General features: G+C 33.5%; 25 protein-coding genes. 4 read left to right on the top strand and 21 right to left on the bottom strand.

All coding sequences use genetic code 11. From position 1 onward, the window contains the following. Positions 1-102 precede the first annotated feature (102 nt). Together N5B56_RS03215 and N5B56_RS03210 are read left to right on the top strand one after the other, a co-directional pair. Positions 103-732 (top strand): helix-turn-helix domain-containing protein, encoded by a 630-nt coding sequence (locus tag N5B56_RS03215; protein ID WP_024738907.1) that lies wholly within the window; start codon positions 103-105, stop codon positions 730-732. Positions 733-818: 86 nt separating this feature from the next. Beyond that, on the top strand, positions 819-2,114 hold the full coding sequence (locus N5B56_RS03210) for a tyrosine-type recombinase/integrase (RefSeq protein WP_024738906.1): 1,296 nt from the start codon (positions 819-821) through the stop codon (positions 2,112-2,114). Positions 2,115-2,278: 164 nt separating this feature from the next. Here N5B56_RS03210 and N5B56_RS03205 read toward each other — a convergent pair whose 3' ends face one another. The 13 genes from N5B56_RS03205 to N5B56_RS03145 form a co-directional block, all read right to left on the bottom strand. After that, on the bottom strand, positions 2,279-2,611 hold the full coding sequence (locus N5B56_RS03205; RefSeq protein WP_117908599.1) for a DUF3784 domain-containing protein: 333 nt from the start codon (positions 2,609-2,611) through the stop codon (positions 2,279-2,281). Positions 2,612-2,660: 49 nt separating this feature from the next. Then, positions 2,661-2,978: a DUF2651 family protein gene (locus N5B56_RS03200; RefSeq protein ID WP_117452273.1), complete on the bottom strand. Its 318-nt coding sequence runs from the start codon at positions 2,976-2,978 to the stop codon at positions 2,661-2,663. 223 nt (positions 2,979-3,201) lie between these two features. Beyond that, positions 3,202-5,202, bottom strand: a complete 2,001-nt coding sequence (lysS, locus tag N5B56_RS03195; protein ID WP_260978370.1) for a lysine--tRNA ligase — start codon at positions 5,200-5,202, stop codon at positions 3,202-3,204. A gap of 45 nt (positions 5,203-5,247) precedes the next feature. Next, a complete protein-coding gene (gene greA / locus N5B56_RS03190) occupies positions 5,248-5,733 on the bottom strand; it encodes a transcription elongation factor GreA (protein ID WP_022088030.1) in 486 nt (161 codons plus the stop codon). 79 nt (positions 5,734-5,812) lie between these two features. Further along, on the bottom strand, positions 5,813-6,769 hold the full coding sequence (dusB, locus tag N5B56_RS03185; RefSeq protein WP_022088031.1) for a tRNA dihydrouridine synthase DusB: 957 nt from the start codon (positions 6,767-6,769) through the stop codon (positions 5,813-5,815). Positions 6,770-6,778: 9 nt separating this feature from the next. After that, the gene (locus N5B56_RS03180; protein ID WP_117908516.1) at positions 6,779-7,549 is read right to left on the bottom strand and encodes a type III pantothenate kinase; all 771 of its coding nucleotides are present in this window, start codon (positions 7,547-7,549) and stop codon (positions 6,779-6,781) included. After that, on the bottom strand, positions 7,550-7,876 hold the full coding sequence (locus N5B56_RS03175; protein ID WP_022088033.1) for a DUF6145 family protein: 327 nt from the start codon (positions 7,874-7,876) through the stop codon (positions 7,550-7,552). It abuts the gene before it with no gap. Between the two features lie 186 nt (positions 7,877-8,062). Further along, the gene (locus N5B56_RS03170; protein WP_022088034.1) at positions 8,063-9,430 is read right to left on the bottom strand and encodes a sensor histidine kinase; all 1,368 of its coding nucleotides are present in this window, start codon (positions 9,428-9,430) and stop codon (positions 8,063-8,065) included. Between the two features lie 7 nt (positions 9,431-9,437). Continuing rightward, positions 9,438-10,118, bottom strand: a complete 681-nt coding sequence (locus tag N5B56_RS03165) for a response regulator transcription factor (protein ID WP_022088035.1) — start codon at positions 10,116-10,118, stop codon at positions 9,438-9,440. Positions 10,119-10,235: 117 nt separating this feature from the next. Continuing rightward, positions 10,236-10,814 carry a hypothetical protein gene (locus N5B56_RS03160; RefSeq protein ID WP_178514986.1) on the bottom strand — a complete coding sequence of 193 codons (579 nt, stop codon included), beginning with the start codon at positions 10,812-10,814 and terminating at the stop codon, positions 10,236-10,238. A gap of 13 nt (positions 10,815-10,827) precedes the next feature. Next, positions 10,828-11,064 carry a hypothetical protein gene (locus tag N5B56_RS03155; RefSeq protein WP_022088037.1) on the bottom strand — a complete coding sequence of 79 codons (237 nt, stop codon included), beginning with the start codon at positions 11,062-11,064 and terminating at the stop codon, positions 10,828-10,830. Between the two features lie 176 nt (positions 11,065-11,240). After that, on the bottom strand, positions 11,241-12,155 hold the full coding sequence (locus N5B56_RS03150) for an SPFH domain-containing protein (protein WP_022088038.1): 915 nt from the start codon (positions 12,153-12,155) through the stop codon (positions 11,241-11,243). 28 nt (positions 12,156-12,183) lie between these two features. Next, positions 12,184-12,624 (bottom strand): NfeD family protein, encoded by a 441-nt coding sequence (locus tag N5B56_RS03145; protein WP_022088039.1) that lies wholly within the window; start codon positions 12,622-12,624, stop codon positions 12,184-12,186. 482 nt (positions 12,625-13,106) lie between these two features. Here N5B56_RS03145 and N5B56_RS03140 point away from each other — a divergent pair, with 482 nt between their 5' ends. After that, the gene (locus N5B56_RS03140) at positions 13,107-13,655 is read left to right on the top strand and encodes a DUF6465 family protein (protein ID WP_260978369.1); all 549 of its coding nucleotides are present in this window, start codon (positions 13,107-13,109) and stop codon (positions 13,653-13,655) included. Between the two features lie 157 nt (positions 13,656-13,812). On the opposite strand, the gene N5B56_RS03135 is transcribed toward N5B56_RS03140, so the two are convergent. From N5B56_RS03135 to mgtE, 3 genes are all read right to left on the bottom strand, one after another. Continuing rightward, complete coding sequence (locus tag N5B56_RS03135; protein ID WP_022088604.1) at positions 13,813-14,034, bottom strand: DUF1858 domain-containing protein; 222 nt, start codon at positions 14,032-14,034, stop codon at positions 13,813-13,815. A gap of 199 nt (positions 14,035-14,233) precedes the next feature. Further along, positions 14,234-14,758 carry a peptidylprolyl isomerase gene (locus N5B56_RS03130; protein ID WP_118565014.1) on the bottom strand — a complete coding sequence of 175 codons (525 nt, stop codon included), beginning with the start codon at positions 14,756-14,758 and terminating at the stop codon, positions 14,234-14,236. 287 nt (positions 14,759-15,045) lie between these two features. Beyond that, positions 15,046-16,407, bottom strand: coding sequence for a magnesium transporter (mgtE, locus tag N5B56_RS03125; protein WP_199522665.1), 1,362 nt, complete (start codon positions 16,405-16,407; stop codon positions 15,046-15,048). Positions 16,408-16,776: 369 nt separating this feature from the next. Here mgtE and N5B56_RS03120 point away from each other — a divergent pair, with 369 nt between their 5' ends. Continuing rightward, complete coding sequence (locus tag N5B56_RS03120; RefSeq protein ID WP_022088607.1) at positions 16,777-18,147, top strand: sodium-dependent transporter; 1,371 nt, start codon at positions 16,777-16,779, stop codon at positions 18,145-18,147. Between the two features lie 127 nt (positions 18,148-18,274). Here N5B56_RS03120 and N5B56_RS03115 read toward each other — a convergent pair whose 3' ends face one another. The 5 genes from N5B56_RS03115 to N5B56_RS03095 all read right to left on the bottom strand — a co-directional run bounded on the left by N5B56_RS03115 (position 18,275) and on the right by N5B56_RS03095 (position 25,689). After that, a complete protein-coding gene (locus N5B56_RS03115) occupies positions 18,275-20,365 on the bottom strand; it encodes a glutamine synthetase III family protein (protein ID WP_117908508.1) in 2,091 nt (696 codons plus the stop codon). Between the two features lie 272 nt (positions 20,366-20,637). Then, the gene (locus tag N5B56_RS03110) at positions 20,638-21,591 is read right to left on the bottom strand and encodes a class B sortase (protein WP_022088609.1); all 954 of its coding nucleotides are present in this window, start codon (positions 21,589-21,591) and stop codon (positions 20,638-20,640) included. A gap of 124 nt (positions 21,592-21,715) precedes the next feature. Next, positions 21,716-22,585 (bottom strand): class II fructose-1,6-bisphosphate aldolase, encoded by an 870-nt coding sequence (gene fba, locus N5B56_RS03105; RefSeq protein ID WP_022088610.1) that lies wholly within the window; start codon positions 22,583-22,585, stop codon positions 21,716-21,718. A gap of 133 nt (positions 22,586-22,718) precedes the next feature. Continuing rightward, entirely contained in the window at positions 22,719-24,149 is a 1,431-nt protein-coding gene (locus N5B56_RS03100) for a family 16 glycosylhydrolase (protein WP_022088611.1), read from the bottom strand. A gap of 82 nt (positions 24,150-24,231) precedes the next feature. Further along, positions 24,232-25,689 (bottom strand): glycoside hydrolase family 16 protein, encoded by a 1,458-nt coding sequence (locus N5B56_RS03095; RefSeq protein ID WP_260978368.1) that lies wholly within the window; start codon positions 25,687-25,689, stop codon positions 24,232-24,234. Positions 25,690-25,948 lie beyond the last annotated feature (259 nt).

The following is a 25,948-nucleotide window of genomic DNA, read 5'->3' as shown; positions in this document are numbered from 1 at the left end:
TCAAGCATTATGAAATTTTATTCTTTTTCCATTAATTGCATATTGCAATATATTTTGTTGCGTGGTATAGTAATGACATACCGAAAAAGGAGGCACATCAGCATGAAAGATAAAGAACTACGCAAGCTGATCGGCAGCAGGGCAAAACAGCGCCGTCTCGAATTAAATCTGACACAGCCTTATGTCGCAGAGAAGATGGGAGTTACCGCTTCCACAATCCTGCGTTATGAGAATGGTTCGATTGACAATACCAAAAAGATGGTACTGGAAGGTCTTTCGGAAGCACTTCATGTATCGATTGAATGGCTCAAAGGGGAAACCGATGAATATGAAACTGATATTACGGATAAGAAAGAATTGCAGATTCGTGATGTGATGGGCGATATTCTCAAACAGTTACCTCTTGATCTTAATAAAACAGAAGACGCTTTTTCTAAAGACTTACTGCTGTTAATGTTAAAGCAATATGAACTGTTTCTGGATTCGTTTCAGTTCGCCTGTAAAAATTACAAAGGCAGTACCAAAGATGCGGACATTGCTAAAGTAATGGGATTTGAATCGAAAGATGAATATAATGAGATTATGTTTCTCAGGGAGATCACGCATACTGTCAACGCATTTAACGATATGGCAGATGTTGTAAGGCTCTATTCAAAGAAACCGGAAGCGGCAGAACAAAGGCTTGCAAATCTTTTATCCGAAGTTATGTATGAGGATTCTGAATCGGTATAGTAAGACAACCGGAGTTGTGATATACTTACACGCAAGAAGCATTTCAGCAGTTCCGATTGTCTGATATCGAAAGGAGACATACGATTATGGCAAAAGGATCTGTTAGAAAAAAAGGAAAGAAATGGTACTATCGCTTCTATGTAGAGGACGCAAGCGGAAAAATGGTTCAGAAAGAATACGCCGGAACCGAAAGTAAAAGTGAGACGGAAAAGCTTCTCCGCAAAGCACTGGAAGATTATGAAAATAAGAAGTTTGTCGCAAGGGCAGAAAGCCTTACGGTAGGAGAACTTCTGGATATGTGGGCGGAAGAAGAACTGAAAGCCGGAACACTCAGCAATGGCACAGTGGAAAATTATCTTGGTGCAATCCGATGTATCAAAAAACACCCGATTGCAGACCGAAAGTTAAAAACAGTTACCGCTGAACATTTACAGAGTTTTCTCGACCTGCTTACATTCGGTGGCGAGTTTCCGGATGGAAAAGTGCGAAAAGGATATAGCAAAGATTATATCCATTCTTTTTCCGCAGTGTTACAGCAGTCTTTCCGTTTTGCAGTATTTCCAAAACAGTTAATCAGTTTCAATCCAATGCAATATATCAAGCTGAAACGACAGGCAGAGGAAGTTGACCTCTTTTCTGATGATGAGGTAGAAGAAGGTACACAGCCGATTTCACATGAGGATTACGAGCGGCTTATCAAGTATCTGGAAAAGAAAAATCCACCTGCAATTCTGCCGATTCAGATCGCATATTATGCAGGACTTCGTATCGGGGAAACCTGTGGTCTTACATGGCAGGACATCAACCTTGAAGAACAATGCCTGACCATAAAACGCAGTATCCGTTATGACGGAACGAAGCATAAAAATGTGATTGGAACAACCAAGCGAAAGAAAGTAAGGATTGTTGATTTTGGAGATACACTGACTGAAATATTGAAAGCAGCAAGACGGGAACAACTGAAAAGCCGGATGCAGTACGGGGAACTTTACCACCGCAACTACTACAAAGAGGTGCATGTAAAAAACAGGGTGTATTATGAATACTATCACCTTGACGGAACGCAGGAAGTCCCGGCAGATTATAAAGAAATATCCTTTGTCTGCCTCAGACCGGATGGTAGTCTGGAACTGCCGAGTACACTCGGCATTGCTTGCAGGTCAGTGTCAAAGAAGCTGGAAGGATTTGAAGATTTTCACTTCCACCAGTTACGTCACACCTATACCAGCAACCTGCTCTCCAACGGGGCGGCTCCGAAAGATGTACAGGAACTGTTAGGACATTCTGATGTCAGTACCACAATGAATATTTACGCTCACTCAACAAGAAAAGCAAAACGGGATTCCGCAAGACTTCTTGATAAAGTAGCGAGCAACGCTTAAACAAAAATTTCCCTTATTTCCCTTACGGATTCCGCATAAGGGCAAAAATAAGGGAAAATACATATCATTTCACTATCTAATGGGCTGAAAAGCCTGTAAAATAAGGAAAGTTCAGGAAATCTCTCCACAAATTCCGATTTCTCAGTTTCAAAAACTGGAAGTTATTACTTTCTGCATAGTGTGTTTCCTAAAATGATAATTACCACGACATCAACCAAAATAATCCCCAATGCAATATATACAAAAAATGCAGGCAAAATATTTTCAAACAAGCCCATAGTTAATGCAAGAATTGCTATAATAGACATTCCAATTCCCATTGTTCTGCATAACTTCTTTTCATCATATTTTTCCTTTTCTTCATTTGAAGCTATATTATATCCAGAAATGAACCAGCTTCCATGTCCAGAAAGTAAAATAATAGAAAGTACAACAAATATCGCAAAGACAATCCACACTATCCAATCAGAGCCTGTTGCTAAATCTGCTAATTTCATTTACATACTCCTCCTTAAATTCCATTTTCTTAATTTTATAAACTGGAAGTTATCTTTTTCTTAATGGCAATGCTATTAAATTTCCCAATAATGCAATAACAGCATATCCAACTACATAAACCCATGCACTTGAGTTATAAAATATAAATATGGATGGCGCAAACATTATTGCTACAATCAAAATATACCAGAAGTTAAAACCATTCCTAATCCCATAAAAAACAGAGGTTATTAAACATATTAGAGGAATAATTACTAACATAACAATCATTGCACTTCCTGTGTCTTTTATAAACCAAGGAACGATATAAAAATCTATCAGCAACAGTAGGTAGAAAACCATGTTCTTTTTTAATTTATCCATCATATCATCATCCTTTTAAATTCCGATTTGTATTTCTGTTTGTTTTAAAAATGGGCAACTCCGATTGGAATTGCCCACTCATTGCACTAATTATGCGATTTTTTCTTGCTTGCACCGATTTCTGCATCAATTGATGTAAGTTTGATGTAAATCGCTGTTTTTTTAGTTTTTTATCAAATGAAGTACGTCCCGTCTATTCAGTAAAACGGTACATCTTTACATCATCTTAATAGAGCTTTGCACCTGCTGGAATATGGTTATCAACCATAAGAAGATGAAGTTCTTCATCCTCTGAATCTTTAAGGTTGTTTACTGCTGAAAGTAACATACCACAAGATTCAATTCCCATCATTGCTCTAGGTGGAAGGTTTGTAATAGCAATAAGTGTCTTTCCAACTAATTCTTCTGGTTCATAATATGCATGAATACCAGAAAGGATTGTTCTATCTACGCCTGTGCCATCATCAAGTGTAAACTGTAAAAGTTTTTTGCTCTTTGGTACTGCAACACACTCTTTAACCTTAACTGCTCTAAAGTCTGACTTGCTAAATGTTTCAAAATCAACTTCTTCTTCAAATAAAGGTTCAATCTTTACATTTGAAAAATCAATCTTTTCTTCAACAGTCGCATTCTGGTCGCAATTTTCTGCTTCATCACTCTTAGCTGCCTTATTTTCCTTAACAGGGCTGTCTAAACTTTTCATTGTCGGGAATAACAATACATCTCTAATAGCCTGTGAATCAGTTAATAACATACAAAGTCTGTCTATTCCATAACCTATACCACCTGTTGGAGGCATACCTACTTCAAGTGCATACAAGAAGTCTTCATCTGTATGGTTAGCTTCTTCATCACCTGCGTCAGCAGCTGCATCCTGAAGTTTAAATCTTTCTCTCTGATCAATCGGATCATTAAGTTCTGAGTATGCGTTGCACATTTCCCATGTATTAATGAATAACTCAAAACGTTCTACCTTAGTAGGATCTTCCGGTTTTTTCTTAGTAAGTGGAGAAATTGCAATTGGATGATCCATAACAAATGTAGGCTGGATAAGGTTCTTTTCACAGAATTCTTCAAAGAAGAGGTTAATGATTTCACCCTTTCCATGTCTTTCTTCAAATTCAATATTGTGTTCTTTTGCTAAAGCCTTAGCTTCTTCATCTGTAGCAACTGTATCAAAATCAATGCCTGTGTATTTCTTAATACAATCAACCATTGTGATTCTTTCAAATGGCTTACCAAAATCGATTTCAATTCCGTTGTAAGTAAACTTTGTACTTCCAACAACTTTTTCTGCAAGGTATCTGAACATTTCTTCTGTAAGGTCCATCATACCATAGTAATCTGTATATGCCTGATATAATTCCATAAGTGTAAATTCAGGATTATGTCTTGTATCTACACCTTCGTTACGAAATACTCTACCGATTTCGTATACTCTTTCTAAACCACCAACGATAAGTCTCTTAAGGTATAATTCAAGAGAAATACGAAGTTTAACATCTTCATCTAATGAATTGTAATGTGTTTCAAATGGTCTTGCTGCTGCACCACCTGCGTTGTGTACAAGCATAGGTGTCTCGACTTCCATAAAGTCTTTTGCATCAAGGAAGTTTCTGATTTCCTTAATAATCTTTGAACGCTTAATGAAAGTTTCCTTTGATTCCTGATTCATAATTAAATCAAGATATCTCTGACGGTATCTCATATCTGTATTTGTAAGACCATGATGCTTTTCAGGAAGAATCTGAAGACTCTTTGTAAGAAGAGTAACTTCTGTTGCATGAATACTCATTTCACCTGTCTTAGTCTTAAATGGATAACCTTTAACTCCAACGATATCACCGATATCCATTTTCTTGAAATCCTTATATTCTTCCCATGGTTCTTCTTTGCTTATATCATTTCTTGCAACATAAACCTGAATGTTACCATCTCTATCCTGAACGTTACAGAATGAAGCCTTACCCATTACACGTTTTAACATAATACGTCCGGCAATTGAAACTAATTTAGAGTCTTCTCTGATTAATTTTCCTTCTTCATCATGTCCACATTCTAACTTGTCAAAATTATCTTTAATTTCCTGGCTATGATGTGTTACTTCATATTTTGTAATCTGAAAAGGATCCTTTCCCTTTTCCTGCAAATCAGCTAATTTTTCACGTCTTACCTTTAAAAGCTGATTAATATCCTGCTGCTGATTCTGGTTATTCTGCTGTCCCATTGTTACTCCTTTATATCTATATCTTTTTGTGAATTTTTATTAAAATTAAAGTACCTTCTTAATCTCTAATACTTTATATTTAGCTTCTCCATCTGCTAATTCAACAAGTACATCATCACCTACTTCATGACCAAGTAATGCCATTCCTAATGGAGATTCATTTGAAAGTTTCTGCTGAAGACTGTTTGCTTCTGTAGAACCTACAATGCTAAATTCTAATTCTTCATCAAATTCATAATCGTAGATTTTTACATGACATCCAACACTGATTTTATTAATATCAACGTCCTCATCCGCAACTACTTCAACATTTTTAAGAATTTTTTCGATTTCATCTATTCTTGCTTCAATATCTCTCTGCTCATCTTTTGCAGCATCATATTCAGCGTTTTCTGATAAATCGCCCTGTTCTCTTGCTTCCTTAATTTTCTGAGCGACTTCTCTACGTCTATTTACCTTTAAATCTTCTAATTCTTTTTCCAATCTATCAAGTCCGGCTTTTGTAAGTACGTTCTTCTTTGTTTCTGCCATTTTTTTAATCCTCCGATCAAATTTTTATATTTAAAGTTTTACAATTAATAATAGCCTAACACGGCATTAATGTCAATGTTTATTGCAGTTTCGCGTTAACCGTCTCTACCAAATTTTCCATAGTTTCAATCTGGTTACACATACGTCTAAGTTCTGCTGAATGTGGCAAACCTGCCGTATACCATGCTATATGTTTTCGCATTTCTCTAATACCTGTATACTCACCTTTATAATTAACAAGCATTTTAGCATGTCTTATAATCATTTCTCTTATATCATTTATTGTCGGTTTGTCTATAACATTCCCATTTTCAAGATATTCTTTAATTTCTCTAAATATCCATGGATTTCCTCTTGCACCTCTTGCAACCATTAATCCGTCACATCCGGTATATTCTTTCATTGCCTTTGCATCCTCAGCTGAAAAAATATCTCCATTTCCAATTACGGGAATCTTTACTGCTTTTTTTACATCTTTTATTACATCCCAATCTGCCTTGCCACTATAGTATTGTTCTCTCGTTCTTCCATGAACTGCTATAGCCGATACACCACAGCTTTCTGCAATTTTTGCAATTTCAACAGCATAAACCGTTCCATTTTCAAAGCCTTTTCGTATCTTTACAGTGACAGGTTTATTTACGGCCTTAACCATTTTTGTAAGAATTTCTTCTACTAGTTTTGGCTGTTTTAATAATGCTGAGCCTTCGCCGTTATTTACAATTTTAGGAACCGGGCATCCCATATTTATGTCGATAAAATCGCACTCTCCTTCTTCAACCTGTGCTGCAATCTGTGCCATTATATCAGGGTCAGAGCCAAATAACTGAACTCCTACAGGATGTTCATTTTTATCTATATTCAATAATTCTTTGGTATTCTTGTTTTTATATAGAATTGCCTTTGCACTAACCATTTCCGTGTAAAGCATGTTGCACCCCATCTCTTTACACAACAAGCGAAATGGCAGGTCTGTTACTCCTGCCATTGGTCCAAGTGCCAAACAATTTTCAATTTCAATATTTCCTATCTTCATTAAGCACCTTTACTTTTTATTTTTTTCGTAAATAAGTCTCATTCCCTGAAGAGTGAGTTCCTTATCATAAATATCTATTCTATCCGTATTTTCATAAATAATTCTTCCAAGACCACCTGTTGCAATAACTTTTGCGTTGAGAAGTCCGCTTTCCTTTTTCATATTATCTATGATGTACTCTGTCTGTCCGATATAGCCATAAACTATACCCGCCTGCATACTCGTAATTGTATCTTTTCCAAGTATTGATTCAGGCTTTTTAATTTCAATTTCAGGAAGCTTTGCAGTATCATTCCATAATGCCTTTGCGCAAATTCTGATACCCGGAGATGTAACTCCTGCTGCAAATGTTCCATCTTTTGTAATTAAATCATATGTTGTAGCTGTTCCAAAATCAATTACAATACATGGTCCACCATACAATTCATATGCACCTACTGCATCTACGATTCTATCTGTTCCAACTTCCCTAGGATTTGCACGCTGAATCTTTATTCCCGTCTTTGTGCCTGCCTCAATAACAATAGGATGTAATCCAATATATTTGTAAATTCCATTTGTTAATGAGTACATAATCTTAGGTACAACCGATGATATTATTACTGCTTCAATATCTTTAGGTGAAATACCTTTTCGTCCAAGCATTTCTGCAATTAATACTCCATATTCATCTGATGTTCTTGCCATCTGAGTTGTCATTCTAAATGTAGCATAAACTTTTTTTTCTTTAAATACACCAAGTGTAATATTAGTATTACCGGCGTCAACTGTAATTAACATTTATTCCTCTCCTAAAACAAATACTTTATAGTACATTTCCAGTGATTCTAAAAGTTCTCTCTTATCAAGCTGCATCTGCTTAACCTTTAATCCACATCCTATATCATCATATAAAAGGTCTCCCTCATCTGCCTCTGTGACAATCTGTAATGTTCCATCTTCTTCATATTGCAAAATAAGAATTCCACCTACTTCTTCTGTAAACAGCACACACATAATCTGCAATTCCTGTTTTACACGCTCCGGAAGATTAGAAAATTGATCGTTTAAATAATACTTTTTTTCATATGCATTAGACGCACACAAAACCATTTTTTCATTAAACATTCTGTTTTTCTCCGTTCTTTGTCATTTCGTCTTTTTTAACTTTACGCAAAATACAGAATTTGTCAAGAAAAACTTACTAATGTTAATAAAGTAGAGTAAATATCTGTTAATTATTAATACAACTCTTTTCCCATTTTGGCATTTTTTAATATTCAATTTGCCTTAACCAAATTAATTTGACAAATATTAGCTAAAACATAGCAAAAATTTAATTTTATAATTTCCCGGAATTTTGCTTTCTCCATTTGGTATTGCAGTTATATTTCCATTCATGTTTTCCATTGCTTCTTTTGCTATTGCAAGACCTAATCCGAAGTTTCCTTTTTCTCCTTTATAGAATCTTTCAAACAAATGAGGAATGTTCTTTTCAATTGTTCCATCTCCATCATCGTATATTTCAATTACGTTTTTACCTTCCATTACATATCCTCTGATAAAAACCTGTTTTTTTGCATATCTAATACAATTTGATGTAATGTTTAAAATAACATTATGGAACAAATCTTCGTCAATATTTATGCTCATCTGTTTATCTATTTCCATATCAATATCGATTTCTTCTTTTAATGCAATTCCTTTTATTCTCTGCAAAGCATCTAACATAATCTCTCTTGCATTAAATTTCTCAATGGAAACATTATACATCTTACTATCAAATTTGGATAATGTAAGAAGTTCAGCCACCATCTTATTTAGTTTTATACTTTCCTGTCTGATGACTGATGCCGCCCCTACATTATCGCTTAATATTCCACTTTCAATACCTTCTGCATAACCTTGTATTGACATAAGTGGATTTCTAAACTCGTGAGAAATATTCTGATAAAAACTCTTTTGATTTTCGTCATTTGCTTTTAATTTTGCAGCCATATGATTAAGGCTCTTATACAAATCTTCTATTTCTTTATTTGACTGTCCTTCAATTTTATTTGTAAATATTCCATTTCCTACTTCATTTGCGTAAGCACAGGCTTTCATAATCTGATTGCTAATACTTTTTGACAATTTTACGGAAAATACAACACTTACTATCATGCAAATAAGTATAATAATCATTAATATTACATTAGAATTTACAAGATTGTCCGTCCCAGTCCTCGTATTCGTTACAAATACCATTGATGCATTTTTAACACCCTCGTAATTGTCTAAAGATACAACTGAAATGTAGCACTGATAATTATTAATTTTTTCTCTGTGGATATCTTTTTTTGATTTTGAAATTTTTATTATCTGACCATCATTTATTTCAAACCCACTATCACTCTTAAAACTTATATTTTCATTTCTCAAAATATAAAAATTAGTGTTTCCTGATAATTTTGTGGAAGTAAGAGCTGCAACTAAATTAGTAAGGAGTTCTGATGAGTCCCCTTCTTCATACGATGTTTGCACAAGTTTTTCCATCGTTGTCATTGTGCTTGATAATTCCTTTTTAGCCGTGGTCTGTATATTATTAGTCATTACAACATTAAAAATAACTAAGATTATAATAGGTACTGCAACTGAAATTGCAAGCATTGATGACAATAATTGTTTATATATCGTTCTCATTTTACACCTACTTTTTTAATGCCATTTTAAATCCATATCCCCATACTGTTTTTATTTCTACATTGCTGTCTGCTATTTTTCTTCTAAGCCTCTTTACTGTATCATCTGTAGCTCTTGTATCAATATCATATGCGATTTTCCACACTTCTTTAAGCAATTCTTCTCTAGAAATTGCCTGATTATTCTTTTGTATAAGATATTTAAGGAAGTCGAATTCCAGTGGTGTAAGAGCAATTTCCTCATCATCTACATATGCCTGCTTCTTAGTCACATCAATTTTTATATTTCCAAATGTAACCTTTTCTACTTTTTCTACCTTATCCATCGAAATTCTTCTAAATAATGCCTGAACTCTCGCCACAAGTTCTATTGGTGAAAACGGCTTTGTCAGATAATCATCCCCGCCAACACTTATTCCTTTTATCCTATCCTCTTCGCTATCTTTTGCTGATAAAATGATTATTGGAACATTTGCTATTTGTCTTATCTGCCTGCATATTTCCACACCATCTGTTCCCGGCATAATAACATCTAAAATTATCATATCAGCATTTTTTTCTTTATATCTTTTAAATAAATCATCTCCATTAGAAAATGTCTCAACTTCATATCCCTGATTTTCTAAGAAACATTTTACTAACTCACGTATATTCTTTTCATCATCAGCTATATAAATTAATTCGCTCATTTTTATCCCTCTTATAAAATATGTAATGCCCCCGCCCTTCGGTCAGCGGCTATTCGTCGGAAACATTTATAAAAAATGAACTTTGTTCATTTTGTTTCCTCCTATTTACGGTTATCTTTAATTTTCTGAAACTACAGATTCTAATTCTAACGATGCTATCTGTATTTTTCGGTTATAGCAATTTAATCTTCTGTCTGTTGTAGTAATAACCTTGCTTTCTGTTACTTTTTGACTGCTTCTAATATATTTTTTCATTTCATTTGATTCTTTTGTAGCTTTTCTCAAAATAGATGAAAGCTTGTTCTGACTCTTTATATATTTTATCTGTTGTTTTTTTATATAACTTTTCTTCTTATTATTTAATTTTGCATTTTCCATCTTTAAGCTTTTCTTCTGGCACACTTCCTTCTGTGCACGTATTCTTTCAGTATATATTTTCAAATTTTCAGTATATTCATTTATTTTTATTTTAAATTCTTCTGTTGGTTTTGTATTCTTTTTTATTAATTCTATGCATTTATTGTTTATTTCTGTAAGTTTTACACTTTTAGTATCAATAATAGAATTATTGTCTTCTATAATTACATCTAATTCTTCATTTGTCATAACATTATAATCTACTGCCGCAAATGCACTCATGCTATAAATCATAATTATTGTCATTGTTATAAAAAATGTCTGTGCTATTCTTTTCATTTTACCCTTCCTTTTAATCCTTTAAAATATCATTTAATTCTTCTAACTGCTTAATCGCTTCATCTAAAGCATCCTGTGTACTTTCTTCATTATTTGTACTTACTTCTTGATTTGTTGTTTCTTCTATATATGTATTATCATTTACAGCAGTTGTCTCTTTTATTTTTTCTTTTCCATTGCATGCACATATTGTTATGCAGGCAACGCATAACATAACTCCTATGATTGTCTTTTTTATTATCTTATCCATTTTTCCCCTCTAATCATTCGTCTGCCTTTGTTTATTATAAAGTTTCATATTCACTTATTCAATTATACTGATGTGGCAATTTTGCGGTAATTTTTGTGGCATTCGTAGTATCCTCAAAAAAAGGGACAGGTTCTCTCTGAAAGCAAGCTTTCTTAAGAACCTGTCTTTTTTTATTATTAGTCTTTTATTACTTCTGTTATTGCTTTTACTGAGCCTGCGAGTCCCTGAATGTCAGATGGGATTATAATCTTTGTTGCCTGACCGTCTGCTGCCGCAGCAAATGCTTCTAAGCTCTTTAATGTAAGTACTGACTGGTCTGCTCCTGCTTCTTTTATTAATTTGATACCTTCTGCAGTTGCATTCTGTACTTTAAGAATTGCCTGTGCTTCACCTTCTGCTTCAAGAATTCTTTTCTGTTTTTCAGCGTCAGCCTTTAAGATTGCTGCCTGTTTTTCTGCCTCTGCTTCAAGTACTGCTGATTCTTTCTTTCCTTCTGCTCTAAGAATAGCTGACTTCTTTTCACCTTCTGCAATTAAGATTGCTTCTCTACGTTCACGTTCAGCCTTCATCTGCTTTTCCATCGCATCCTGAATTGCTGTTGGTGGAATGATGTTCTTAAGTTCCACTCTGTTAACTTTAATTCCCCATGGATCTGTTGCTTCATCTAAAGACTGTCTCATCTTAGCATTAATAATTTCTCTGGATGTAAGTGTTTCATCTAATTCCAAATCACCAATAATATTTCTAAGAGTTGTTGCTGTTAAATTTTCAATAGCCATAATAGGGCTTTCTACACCATAACAGAAAAGTTTAGGATCTGTAATCTGGAAAAATACAACCGTATCAATTCTCATTGTTACGTTATCCTTTGTAATAACCGGCTGAGGTGCGAAATCAACAACCTGTTCCTTCAAGTTAACTTTTCTTGCTACCATATCTAAAAATGGCACTTTAAAATGAAGACCTACAGACCATGTGCATTTATATCCTCCAAGTCTTTCAATAACATAGGCATGTGCCTGTGGTACAATCTTTACGCATGTTGATACTAAAATCAACGCTAATACTACTACTACAATTAATAATGGCATTTTACTCCTCCTCAATCTTACTTCATGCTCAATTATTTAGTTCCGTTTTTTCGACAATAACTTTGACACCCTCAACCCTTAATACTTTTACATATTCTCCGGCTTCTATGATTTCTCCATTATCAGTTCTTGCTGTCCAGTCCATTCCATCAATCTTTACAGTTCCGGTTGCAAGTACGTTGTTTATATCAGCCGTCACTTCTCCAACCTTTCCTTCCATGGACTCAACATTTGTTTTTTCAGGATCTTTGTTAATATAATTTACTGCAAATGGGCGAATAAATAATAATATTAAGATTGACACAACAACAAAAACTATTGCCTGCACAATCAAATTTGCCCCCAATGCCGAAACTAAGCATGCGGCCAGTGCTCCTACAGCAAACCATATACTTGTTAATCCCATTGTTATTAACTCTGAAACTGCAAGTATAACAAACAGAGCCAGCCATACTACAACATAATCCATATTTCGCTCCTTTCTGCATTTTTCTATATTATTCTATCATACATATATATCTTTTTACAATAAATATTATGTTACTTTGAATACATTTAATTACCTGATTTTGCAAATATGAAAAACAATTTTTCAAAGTGAATAGCCTTAATAGGCATTTGTCCTAGGGTTCAATATCAACATTATTTATACCGGTTTTCCTCTATTTTATATGTTTATTAATTCATAATTGTATGAAACATCAGACTGTAATTAACAATTATTTACTATATTTAAGGCACTTTTTTATTGGTATATTTGATACATTTTTTTAAATTACGACTTATTATTTGTGTGTATTGCCAAATTTGTTTTCCATTTATTGCAATTTTTTTTTGCCCGCGTTATTATTATCTTCGGAATATTATAGAAAATTTTATTTATATAGGTTGATTTACTTACAATATTGGTGGGCTTTTATTAATCGACCTTACAAAAAGGAGGATTTCATTATGGCAACATCAAAAGCTACAAAAACTGTTGCAAAAGAAACTACAAAAAAAATTGATACAAAAGCTGAAGTTAAGGACACAAAAAAGGAAACTGTTAAAGTTACTCCAGTAAAAAAAGAAGCTGTTAAAGCTGAACCTAAGAAGGAAGCTGCTAAAGCTACTGAAGTAAAGAAAGAAGCTGTTAAAGCTGAACCTAAGAAGGAAACTGCTAAAGTTACTGAAGTAAAGAAAGAAGCTGTTAAAGCTGAACCTAAGAAGGAAGCTGCTAAAGTTACTCCAGTAAAAAAAGAAGCTGTTAAAGCTGAACCTAAGAAGGAAGCTGCTAAAAAGACTACAACTAAAAAAGCTGCCGCTAAAAAAGTTGAAAAAGTATTAGTTCAGTTCTATGGAAAAGAATTTGATGTTGAAGCATTAAAGGAAGCTGCTAAAGCTGATTACACAGCTAAAACAGGAAAGAAAACAGTTACATCTGTTGAACTTTATATCAAACCTGAAGATAATCGTGCTTACTATGTTATCGACAAAGCTACAGGTTTTATTACATTATAATTAAACAATTACATATATTATAAAAAGCAATTGCACCACGTTTAATACATTGGTGCAATTGCTTTTTATTTGTTAATTTAAAACAATCTTAATTTTAATATATTGTTTCATAAGAAATATATAACATTGCTGTCTTCATTAGATTTTTAATACAATATTATTTATTTTCTTCATTTTCTACATTTGCAAGAAATTCATTTAACTTTACTGTAAGCGCATCAGCATCAATGCCATGTACCATGCAAGCTTCTTCTAATGATTCTCCCTGAGATGCAGGACATCCTATACAATGCATTCCTTCATTTAATAAAATAGGAACTACTCCCATATTAATTTTTAAAATATCGCCGATAATCATATTCTTTGTAATCTGTGCCATGATAAGTTCTCCTTCTATCTATACAGTAGTAGTTTTTAAAGACCCTCTCCAAGGTCTTTCTGACAAACCAATTGTAATATTAACTCTTTTATAATTCAATACTTTCCATATATAATTGATATATTAAATGATATTTAACTAAATTCAATTCTATTTTTAGTATATAACCATTACATTTTTATAATTCACTAAATTAATATTAGTATGTTTCAGGTTCGTCGTATTCAACACCAAATGTCTCAACTGTGACCTTTTTCATCTTCTGTTCATTAACAGGTCTGTCCATCGCACCTGTCTTTGTTGTTGCTATTGCATCAACAACATCCATTCCTTCGATGATTTTTCCAAATGCAGCATACTGTCCATCCAAATGTGGTGCGGCTTCATGCATAATAAAGAACTGTGATCCTGCACTATCCGGATCCATTGCTCTAGCCATAGATAACACTCCCGGTGTATGCTTAAGGTCATTTGCAAAACCATTATAATTGAATTCACCCTGAATACTGTATCCCGGGCCACCCATTCCTGTTCCTTCAGGATCTCCACCCTGAATCATAAATCCTTCAATTACTCTATGAAAAATTATTCCATCATAGAAGCCTTTTTTTACAAGGCTGATAAAATTATTTACTGTATTAGGAGCAACTTCAGGATATAATTCAGCTTTCATTATATCTCCATTCTCCATCTCAATTGTTACTATTGGATTCTTGTCTGCCATTGTCTTTCCTCCGTTCATATTTTGTTCATACTAAATTAAATATACTTTCACATTGAAAACATCATTTTTTCACGATTTAACTTTAGTATATATATTGTAAACAAAAACAGTTGTTACTGATTTTGTTACTCGTTTTTTCATATTTTTTCATAATTTTGAATATGCATCAGGCATATTCGTGAATCGGCTAAGGAGTCGATTCTCCTCCCTTTTTTTATTAGAATAAATTTACCCGAGAGAGATACAAGTATTTGTATCTCTCTTTGGTTTTTCAATACAAAACTTTATCACATTAACATAAATGTTGCAATCTTTAAGAATAATACAAGTGAAATAGCATCCACGATTGTTGTAATAAACGGACTAGCCATTACTGCCGGATCAAATCCCAACTGATTTGCTAATATTGGAAGCATACATCCAACTAACTTAGCACACATTACCGTAATACACAGTGTAATACACACAGTAATATTTACCATTATAGCTTCGTGAGTAATTCCTGTTCCTAAAGCATTCATAATTAAAACTCTTATAAAATTAACTACCGCTAATGTTAAGCCGCACAAAACTGCAACTCTTATTTCTTTCCATATTACTTTAAATATATCTTTAAATTCTACTTCATTAAGAGATATTGCACGAATGATAGTTACTGATGCCTGTCCACCTGAGTTTCCACCGGTATCCATTAACATAGGTATAAAAGCAACTAATCCTGTAATTCCTGCAAGTTTTGCTTCAAAACTGTCTATTATTGTACCTGTAATTGTAGCTGATATCATTAATATAAGAAGCCATGGAATTCTTGATTTAAATGTTTCAAATATTCCCGTTCTAAAATATGACTTGTCAGATGGTAAAATAGCTGCCATCTTTTCCATATCTTCTGTTGCCTCTTCTTCAATAATTTCCAAAATATCATCGACTGTAATAATACCAACAAGTCTGTTTTCACTATCTACTACAGGCATTGCCATAAAGTCATATTTTTGGAATTGTCTGGCTACAGTTTCCTGATCATCTAACGTACTTACAGTAATCACATTTTCATCCATTATATCGCTTACAATAGCATCAGGATTGCCAAGAAGCAAAGTTCTAAGTGTTACCGATCCTACCAAATGCCTTTGCAAATCAAGTACGTAACAGGTATTGATTGTCTCCTTATCAATTCCTATTTTTCTAATTCTTTCTAACGCCTGCTTTACAGTAATGTTTTCCTTCAAGTCAGCAAATTCGACTGTCATAATACTACCGGCAGAATCTTCCGGATATTTTAACAAATGATTTATATCATTTCGTGTTTCATCCGAAGCCAATGCCAAAATTCTTCTTACAACACTCGCCGGCATTTCTTCCATCAAATCGGCAGCATCATCAGCAAACATGTTTTCAATAATGTTTGTTGTTTCTTTATCTGTAAGGGAATTAATTATATACTGCTCAATTTCTACAGGAAGATGAGCAAATACATCTGCCGCTATATCTTTGGGGAGCAATCGGAATACCCTTATAAATTCCTGTGTTGGCAGTTCTTCCTGAAGTTCTTCTAATACTTCAGCTATATCCGCCTCATTCATGTCAGCAAACTCTTTTTTTACTAGTACATATTTCTTATCTTCAATTAGTTCAATTACTTTTTTCACTAATTCATCTAACTCGTCTAACATGATGCTCCTCCTTTCTATTCTATATATTATTAAATTTAATACTGAAATTAAGTATGGAAAATTTAATTTTGCTATCTGTATTTCTTATTAATATAAGATTATGAATATCAAAATTTAGTACTTTTCTTTTTTATTCATTTTTAGTATTTACACGCCACTTAATTCTACAACAATTGTTTGTTCATTTCAACTAAGAAAGGCTTTACACTCCCCTATTTTACAATAATTTTCTTCAAAATTTACTAAATATTTTTATATAATTTTAATGCACTAACACGTTAAATTGACAAATTCTTTTAATTTCTTTAATATGATGCAAGAACCACTATAGAATCGAGGTATTTAATGGAAAGAGAAAAATTTAAATCGAGACTTGGCTTCATCCTTATTTCTGCTGGATGCGCCATTGGAATTGGCAATGTGTGGCGTTTTCCTTACGTTGTAGGTAATAATGGAGGCGGATGTTTCGTACTATTTTACATTTTGTTTTTAGTAATTTTAGGCTTACCTATTCTTACTATGGAATTTTCTGTCGGACGTGCAAGTCAGCAAAGCATTTCACGTTCATTTAAGGCATTGGAAAAGAAAGGGCAATATTGGCATCTTCATGGATATGTTGGAATGGCTGGAAATTATATTTTAATGATGTTTTACACTACTGTTGCCGGATGGATGTTACGATACTTTTTCGACATGGCAAAAGGTGATTTTACAAACGCTACTACAGCAGATGTGCAGGCTCATTTTTCTGATATGCTTAATGTTCCATCAGAAATGATTTTCTGGACTGTAATTGTTATTATCCTTGGTTTCCTTGTATGCTCTTTAGGCTTACAAAATGGTGTTGAAAAAATATCAAAAACAATGATGATTGCACTTTTAATAATTATGGTAGTTTTAGCCATTAACAGTATTTTCCTTGATGGATCTGATAAAGGATTATATTTTTATCTTGTTCCTGATTTTAATAGAATAAAAGAAATCGGATTGGTAAATGTAATTGTTGCTGCTATGAATCAGGCATTCTTTACACTTAGTATAGGAATGGGTTCTATGGCAATTTTTGGAAGTTATTTGGGCAAGGACCGCAGCCTATTAGGTGAATCAATAAACATTGTCGCTTTAGACACTTTTGTAGCAATTGTATCAGGACTTATTATTTTTCCATCATGCTTTGCATTTGGAGTTAACCCAGATCAGGGACCTAGTCTTATTTTTGTTACTTTACCTAATATATTTATTCAAATGCCCGGCGGAAGAATATGGGGAAGCTGCTTCTTTATATTTATGGCATTTGCCGCTTTTTCAACTGTAATTGCAGTATTTGAAAACATTATGTCCTCATGCATGGATTTATGGGGATGGTCCAGAAAGAAAACAGCTATTGTAAATACTATTGTTATTATATTAGCATCTCTTCCTTGTATTTTAGGATTTAACCTTCTATCAGGTTTTCATCCTTTAGGTGATGGAACTAGTGTTTTAGATTTAGAAGATTTTATGATTAGTAATTTAATTCTTCCAATTGGTTCCCTGATTTACACTTTATTCTGTACAAGCAAATATGGATGGGGATGGGATAATTACATTGCTGAGGTTAATTTAGGCTCAGGACTTAAGGTTCCAAATAAAATACGTATTTATTGTAAATGGATTTTACCTTTGATAACTTTAATAATTATTGTAAACGGATTAATTTCTGTTTTCTTCAAATAAGGCTGAAAGGTCCTGATATATTTATTGAAATTTACGCTCGCGCTGCTTGCCACTCAAATCAAAAGTGCACCGGAAGTTTTCATTCTTTCGGTGCACTTTCGCTATTTATCATATTTAGTTTTTGATTTTAGTAGAATAAAATATCTCCATATGAAGGTACCGGCCATACTTCTTTGTCTACAATCATTTCAAGTTCATCTACAGGTTTTCTAAGTTCTGCCATTGCTGCCATTACTTCTGACTTGTAGCTTTCTGCCTTTTCCTGATTGTCATCAATGCTCTGAGCCTTAGCTGTTGCCTTCTTTAAGTCTTCTAATCCTGCTTTAGCTTCATTTAACTTAGCTATTACAGCATTTAATAATTCTATCTGAGTTGAAGCATCTGCTCCTGCCTCTTTTACTGCAATTGCTGTATCAGCAAGTTCTTTTGTATAGTATACAACTGATGGAATAAACATCTTGCTTGCCATATCAATCATAGTTAAAGCTTCGATATTTCTTACTCCTGCATACTGTTCAAATAAGATTTCCTTACGAGCTTCAAGTTCTGCCTTAGACATAATATTGAATCTTTCATACATCTTAACTGTTGAATCAGCTACTAATGAAGGAATTGCATCTACGATAGACTTGCAGTTTGGAAGTCCTCTCTTTTCAGCTTCTACAGGCCATTCTGCTGAATAACCGTTTCCATTGAAGATAATTCTTTCATGTTCTCTCATAAGTTTTACTGTATATTCTTCTACAGCTTTATCTAAATCTTCAGCACCTGTAAGAGCATCAATTGCATCTGCAAATGCTTCTGCCATCATTGCACTAAGTACTGTATTTGTATCACCAATTGAGTTTGATGAAGCAACCATTCTGAATTCGAATCTGTTACCTGTAAATGCAAATGGTGATGTTCTGTTTCTATCTGTAGGATCCTTTTCTAATACAGGAAGTTTGTTAATACCAAAATCAATTACACCTGAATGAAGGCTTGAAGTAGCTTTTCCAGTCTTAATAATCTGATCTACTACATCTCCAACCTGATCTCCTAAATAAATAGAAATGATTGCAGGTGGTGCTTCATTTGCTCCTAATCTGTGATCGTTACCTGTGTTAGAAGCGGCTGTTCTAAGCAATACTGCATGTTTGTCAACTGCTGACATAAGGCATGCAAGTACTAACTGGAATACTTTATTATTTTCAGGTTCTTTACCTGGTTTGAATAAGTTAATTCCGTCATCTGTTGTAAGCGACCAGTTGTTGTGTTTACCTGAGCCATTAATTCCATCAAATGGTTTTTCATGTAATAAACAAACTAATCCATACTTCTTAGCTGTCTTCTTTAATACGTTCATTACTAAGTAGTTATTATCTAATGCTACATTTGAAACTGAGAAAATAGGTGCAATTTCATGCTGACAAGGAGCAACTTCATTATGCTGTGTCTTTGCTGTGATTCCTAATTTCCATAACTGTTCATCAACGTCTGACATAAATTTCTTAACTTTTTCTCTAATATCACCAAAATACTGATCTGACATTTCCTGTCCTTTTGGAGGCATAGCACCGAAAAGTGTACGTCCTGAGAATTTAAGGTCAGGTCTCTGTTCATATAAATCTTCAGGAATTAAGAAATATTCCTGTTCAGGACCAACATATGAAAGAACTCTTCTTGATGTTGTATTTCCTAATAATCTTAAAAGTCTTATACCATATTTACTTACTGCATGCATTGCTTTAAGTAAAGGTGTCTTTGTATCAAGTGATTCACCTGTGTATGAGCAAAATGCTGTTGGAATGCAAAGTGTATCATCTTTTATGTAAGCAGGTGATGTAACATCCCATGCTGTATAACCTCTTGCTCCACATGTCTGTCTCAATCCACCTGATGGGAATGATGATGCATCAGGTTCTCCCATTAATAAATCTTTTCCTGTAAATGTATTATCAATCTTACCATCTGTTGGTAATGATGCGAAGGAATCATGTTTTTCAGCTCCTACTGAAATGATATATGGCTGGAATACATGTGTATAATGTGTAGCACCTTTTTCAACAGCCCATTCCTTCATAGCCTGTGCAACGATGTTTGCGATATCCATTGTGATATCTCCACCTTCGTGCATAATTTTCTTAATTTCATTGTAAGTTGCTTCAGGTAAACGATTCTTCATTACTGATTCATCGAATACATTCTGTCCAAATACTTCTGATACATTAACTCCCATAGTGTCTGTTCCTTTCTATACTTAACTATTTTTCATTCCGCTAATTTAAAAAGGCATTTACTCTGTCCACTCTATATGTCTTTAGCCTTGTAATAAAAAAAGGCTTTTCTCCAAATAATTCTTTGAAGAACGCCCTTGTTCTTAATCTCATTTAGCGGTGAGGTTTCCCTCGTCGATATATAAGTTACACTATTTCTTAATAAAAATCAATACCATTCCCTAAAATCCCTTATTTTTTTAAGTATTACTTAATAAAATTAAGTTAGTTTACACTAATCCACTACTTCTTCCCCTCTGTACATACATACAACCATTCTGTTACCATTGTTATCCACACAAGTAGAACATATCAAAATCTTGTCTGATACACCTGGCATTTTACTGTCATACTTGAAATTACTCTTGTCATAAGTCTTCTTAATCCATTTAGCAAACTCATCATCATCTTTAAAGCCAAACTTATATATATCTTCATTATCTGCCTTAGTTCTAAATGACGAAAATACGTGATAAATATAATGACGATGTCCCACATAAACATCAAATGTCTGATTTTTCTTGCAAAAATCTTCTTTTGAAAATTTCATTAAGTCGTGAAACATTGAACCATCCATCATGTTGTGTCCATACACAACACTCATTCTGGCATCAAGTCCTCCACAACGTGAATCCATAAAAATAGCTCCACCACCATTTGCCACTTTATCTGAACCTTTTACCAAGTAATAATCGTTATCACTATGCTGAACTATAGGGTACTGAATTCTTGTGCCATCAAGTTTAATATATCCTTTTGACTCATCATTATATTTTAACATTGCATCATAGTCCCATACCCATTTGGTTATTGTTCCCTGGTATTCTGCACTACTAGCTGTCTGAGCTGTATCTGACGTATCTGCCGTCTGTTCTGTACTCTGTATCTGATTAAACATTTCATCAACTGCACTATATTTTTCCTGAGCTGCTGTATAATCCAAATATGAATCCATCAATTCATATGATGCATATCCAAATGCTATACCGGCAACGGTAAATGCTATTACCCTCACTATGTTATATGCAATTCCTGATATTTTGTTTTTCTTATTTTCAGTATTTTCTTTCTTTTCAGTATTTTCTTTCTTTTCAGAATCAAATCCTATCCTTAATTCATCATCTATTTTATTATCTCTTATTTTGATATTATTTTCTATTTTATTATCTACAAATTCTTTTCTATTCATACAATAAAATACTCTTTTAAATCCTAAATATTATTAAAGGCTCCCGCTTCAAGCAGGAGCCCATTGTTACTAATATTATGTGCTTCCTAAAAATATATTTCAGGATGCCCGGTCTGTTATATGCCTATTCAAAAGCCTTTCCAACTGAACCGAATAATTCCATTTTTTCTTTTACTGTTGCTCTAATAGCTTCTGCACCTGGAGCAAGTAACTTACGAGGATCAAATCCTTTTCCTTCTAAGTCCTTTCCTGCTTCGATGTACTTTCTTGTTGCATCAGCAAATGATAACTGACATTCTGTATTAACGTTAATCTTAGATACACCAAGATCAATTGCTTTCTTAATCATATCTGCTGGGATACCTGTACCACCATGAAGAACTAATGGCATAATTCCTGTCTTCTGCTGAATTGCATCAAGAGTTTCAAAACTAAGTCCTTCCCAGTTTTCAGGATATTTTCCATGAATGTTACCGATACCTGCTGCAAGCATATCTACACCAAGATCAGCTACTGCCTTACATTCATCAGGGTCAGCACATTCGCCTCTTCCGATAACTCCATCTTCTTCACCACCAATTGAACCAACTTCTGCTTCAATTGACATATCCATATTATGAGCTACTGCTACTAATTCTTTTGTCTTAGCAATGTTCTCTTCAATTGGATAATGTGAACCATCAAACATAATAGATGTAAATCCTGCCTTAATACATTTATAACATCCTTCGTATGTTCCGTGATCTAAGTGAAGAGCTACAGGAACTGTAATTCCTAATTCTTCATCCATAGCCTTAACCATAGCAGCTACTGTCTTAAATCCTGTCATGTACTTTCCTGCACCTTCAGATACACCTAAAATAACAGGGCTCTTTAATTCTTCTGCTGTTAAAAGAATTGACTTTGTCCATTCAAGATTGTTGATGTTGAACTGTCCTACAGCATAATGACCTGCTTTTGCTTTTTCTAACATTTCTTTTGCTGAAACTAACATATTGTACCTCCGTATGTTTTATATTTATAGAGATTTTTTCTAACCGTGTTTATTATACCCCATTTTCAGAGTATTGCAAACATATTTCTTATTTAAAACCATTAGTTTTACTAATTTTACCCTGTGTTTTTTCTTATTTTACGGTAATTGATTTTATTTTACTCCATTTTCCAAATACTTTTTTGTTTTTTGAATCCAATTTATAGCCTCTTACCTTAACATAATAAGTCTTACCTGATTTCAAAAATGGAATAGTAATATTTTTTGAAGTTGTTGAAGTAACTTTTCCTTTTTTCAACTTTTTGTTTGTTCCATATTTTATCTGGTAACCCTTTGGACTATCTGCTTTTTTTCCTTTTATACTATATTTAGCATAAATAGTGCCTTTCTTTTTATTAACTAATTTTGTTAATTTAGGCTGCTTTACAGTTACCTTTGTCCATTTAGCTACTATAGTTGTATTCTGCCTTACTCTGTACTTTTCTGTTATTTCTTTTCCGTCACTTGTGTACCAGCCGTTAAATGTATATCTTTTTTTTGTTAAAACAGGCAAATCAAGTGTTTCTCCGTCATATGCATTAACATTTGACACAGTCTTCTTTCCATCTTTCATGGTTATCTGATATGTAGGAACCTGATTCTGTTCTGTCCATTTTGCCGAATTGGTTCCATTATCACTTGTTCTCTGATATGCTCTGACATAATCTACTTCCATTGTTGCCGGAAGTGTTCCTGCATCAGGTGCTACTCCCGGAAGATTTCCTCCAACTGCCATATTCAATAAGAAGTAATATGATTTCATTCCTTCGTCTTTTTTATCTGCTGTTGAAATATTTACTTTATAAAATTCAACATCATCTACAAAATAATGTATATATTCATTGTCCCATTCAACTGCATAAATGTGCCACTGCGTTTTGTCATACCAGTTATATCTTGAATATGAAGCATTCAACTGACCGGAAACATATTTGTTATCATATGGACTGTCATCTCCAACTCCTGCATTCCAATGAAAGGCTCCCTGTGCAAAGCTAATTGTATTCCACGCTTCCAAAATATCAATTTCTCCACACCATGGCCATCCTTTCTGATTAACTCCAAGCATCCAAAATGCCGGCCATACACCTTTTAATGATGGAAGTTTTATTCTTGCTTCCATTCTGCCATACTGAAAATCCTGTTTTCCAGCTGTTGTTATTCTACCTGATGTATAAGAATATGTAACTTTAGAATTTTTTGGATCAACTGTTTTTTCTTCAATTGCTGTTATTTTCAATGTTCCGTCTGAAACACTTACATTCTTTTCACTATCTGTATAATATTCTAATTCATTGTTTCCCCAGCCTGGATTTTTTCCGTCTGTTCCACTATTTCCAATATTATAATTCCAGTTATTCATATTAAGTGATGTTCCATTAAATTCATCACTCCATACAAGCTTATATGCTGTATTCTTTTTTTCTGCTGCATGAACATTTTTTACATTTGCCACCGGCATGCATGTAACAACCATCGCTATTGCTAGAGTTGTACCTATTACTTTGTTCATTAATTTTCTCATAATGTTCTCCTACTTTTAAATTGTACTTCTATGTTTTTATTTTGCTCTTAGCATATTTTTTATTATAGAACATATCAAAAGATTATTTTACTTTTCTTACTTTACTCCATTTTCCATATACTTTAGTACCATTCACTACTTTATAAGCTCTGACTCTAACATAATATTTCTTATTTGACTTTATTTTTTTGACAATTACAGTTGTTTTCTTTGTGTTTATAGTTTTCACTTTTTTAAATTTAACATTCCGTGCCACATTCAACTGATAACCCGAAACTTTAGCTATCTTTTTAATTTTGATGACAGCTTTGCCTTTCTTCTTTACGGCTGACTTTATAACAGCTTTTTTTACTGAAGGCATAGTAGTTATATTATTATCTCTATTATTATCTCTATTATTATCTCTATTATTATCTGTAATATCCTGTTCAACCTTATGTGGTACTGACCATTTTGCAGTCAACTCAATACTGCCTCTAACTCTCATAGTGTTAATTGCTTTCTGATTATCACTTGTATACCAGCCTTCAAAACCATTTTCTCCGGCATATACACTTGGGATTTCAAGAGTTTCACCATCATAACATGTAAATGTACTCATTACTTTATTTTCATCTTTAAATGTAACTGTATGTATAGGCACCTCGCCTTGTTCAGTCCATGTAGCTGTATTTCCACCCTGATTGCTTGTTTTCTGATAAGCTCTTACATAATCCACCTCCATTGTCGCAGGTAAAGTGTTATATGTAGGAGTTGTTCCCGGAAGATTTCCACCTACTGCCACATTTAAAAGGAAATAATAATACTTAGATGCTTCATCCTTTTTATCTGCACTTGTAACATCAACTGAAAAATATAATGTATCATCTACAAAATAATTTATTTTCTTATCATTCCATTCAACTGCATAAATATGCCACTGTGTTTTATCGTACCAATTATATGCTGTATACCTTGCATTAAGCTGTCTTGCAATATAATTTGGACTATATGCATTACTTTCTCCACCTGTATTCCAATGAAAAGCTCCCTGTGCGAAATTATCTGTATTCCATGCTTCTAAAATATCAATTTCCCCACACCATGGCCATCCTTTCTGATCAACTCCAAGCATCCAGAATGCCGGCCACACACCTTTTAATGATGGAAGTTTTATTCTTGCTTCCATACGTCCATATTTAAAAGTCTGTTTTCCTGCTGTCTTGATTCTTCCTGATGTATAATTATATCTATTAAATTTCTGTTCTAATGCTGTAATCTTTAATGTTCCATCAGATACATAGACATTATCTGTTCTGTTTGTGTAATACTCTTTTTCATTATTTCCCCAACCTGCATTTGATCCTCCATTTCCTAAATCATATGTCCAGTTGTCTGTATTAAGAGCTGTCCCATTAAATTCATCACTCCATACGAGTTTGTAATCACTTCCTGCAGTGTCTGCTTTAACCTCTGTTGTATTAAACTGAACTGCTGCACTAGTTAATACCATTGTAAATGCTAATGTTCCAGTTAATAATTTTTCTTTAAACCCTTTCATTCTTTATTTTCTCCTTTTCCTAATTTTATATTGTATGCTATCTGTAAATTTCATCAATTCATAAACAGCCATTATACCAATTTAAATATACCACATAAAATTTGTCATAAAAAGTATTCACTTTAAATTAAAAGTACTCTTTTTTTAGTTTTTCTAAAAACGTTTTTACTTTTTCCTTCTTTTTAATTATTTTGCCTTATTTTATCAAACATTTTATACACGTTATATTTTGAATTTTTATCAAAAAAATGAATAAGTT

This window comes from Eubacterium album, assembly GCF_025336545.1.
GTDB lineage: Bacteria > Bacillota > Clostridia > Lachnospirales > Lachnospiraceae > Eubacterium_U > Eubacterium_U album.
This window is presented reverse-complemented; position numbering and strand designations above follow the sequence as displayed.